We start from the raw sequence: 1,034 nt of genomic DNA, 5'->3' as shown, positions 1-1,034 counted from the left end.
GCCGGGCAGCCCGCGGGTTTCTCCGCGAAATCTTGCGGGCTAAACTGCCTGCGTACCGGTGAGACAGACGGGAGGCAATCATGAAACCTTCAACCGCACTTGAAGCACACCGTGAGACGATACGGCAGATTGTTTGTGCCCATCGGGCAAGCAATCCTCGCGTTTTTGGTTCTGTCCTGCATGGCGACGATACCGATGACAGCGATCTGGACCTGCTGATCGACCCCTCTGCTGAAACTTCGTTACTCGACATCGCCCGGATTCAGGTGGAACTGGAACGTCGCCTCGGTGTTTCCGTGGATGTACTCACCCCCGGCGCCTTGCCCGAAAAATTCCGCACCCAAGTGCTTCGCGAAGCCAGGCCCGTATGAAGAAGAAGGCTTTACGCGTACCCGACTATCTTTCGCATATTCTGGAAGCAATCCGGCGCATTCAACGCTACGCACAGGGCAGGTCGCTGGATGCGTTCATGGCGGACGAGCAGCTTCAGGACGCGGTTGTTCGCAACATCGAAATCATCGGCGAAGCGTCACGGAATATCGAAACGTATTCTCCGCATTTCGTTGCGCAGCATGGCGAAGTTCCATGGGCAGCCTTGTATGCGATGCGCAATCGCGTGGCGCATGGCTATTGGGCAGTCGATCTGGCCGTGGTATGGCAAGTCGTGCAGCGTGAACTGCCCGTCCTCGAGGCACAAATTCAAACTCTTTTGCCAGCGGACGACCTCCCGACAGGTGAAGGTCTCCATTGAAACTCGCCATCATCCCCGCCTGCGGCGGCGGCAAGCGCATTCTGCGCAAAAACATCAAGCCCTTTTTCGGCAAACCGCCCGCGAAGCCGCCACCAAGGTTTTCGTCGAATTTGATTTTACGGCCGCTCTGGGGCTGGACTTCGACCTCATTCTGCGCCGACCGAACCAGCCCGCGTAGATCATGAGCGACCACGACAACGGCTACAAACACCTCTTCTCGCACCCGCAGATGGTCGAAGACTTGCTGCGCGGGTTTGTGCACGAGGAATGGGTGGCCGGCCTC

Annotated in this window: 3 protein-coding genes; all 3 read left to right on the top strand. The window is 57.9% G+C overall.

Annotated elements, in window-relative coordinates:
* The first annotated feature begins 80 nt into the window (after positions 1-80).
* Genes GO606_RS00740 through GO606_RS00730 form a run of 3 tightly spaced genes read left to right on the top strand, consistent with a single transcriptional unit; the run spans position 81 to position 936 of the window.
* Entirely contained in the window at positions 81-371 is a 291-nt protein-coding gene (locus GO606_RS00740) for a nucleotidyltransferase family protein (protein ID WP_169120871.1), read from the top strand.
* Positions 368-751: a HepT-like ribonuclease domain-containing protein gene (locus GO606_RS00735; protein ID WP_169120869.1), complete on the top strand. Its 384-nt coding sequence runs from the start codon at positions 368-370 to the stop codon at positions 749-751. The genes GO606_RS00740 and GO606_RS00735 overlap by 4 nt, the downstream gene beginning before the upstream one ends.
* Positions 748-936, top strand: coding sequence for a hypothetical protein (locus GO606_RS00730; protein ID WP_211166861.1), 189 nt, complete (start codon positions 748-750; stop codon positions 934-936). Before GO606_RS00735 ends, GO606_RS00730 begins: the two co-directional genes overlap by 4 nt.
* Positions 937-1,034: the final 98 nt, after the last annotated feature.

The sequence above is a fragment of the Aromatoleum anaerobium genome (assembly GCF_012910705.2).
GTDB classification, from domain to species: domain Bacteria; phylum Pseudomonadota; class Gammaproteobacteria; order Burkholderiales; family Rhodocyclaceae; genus Aromatoleum; species Aromatoleum anaerobium.
Note: the sequence above shows the minus strand (reverse complement) of the source record. Positions and strands in the feature narration are given on the sequence as shown.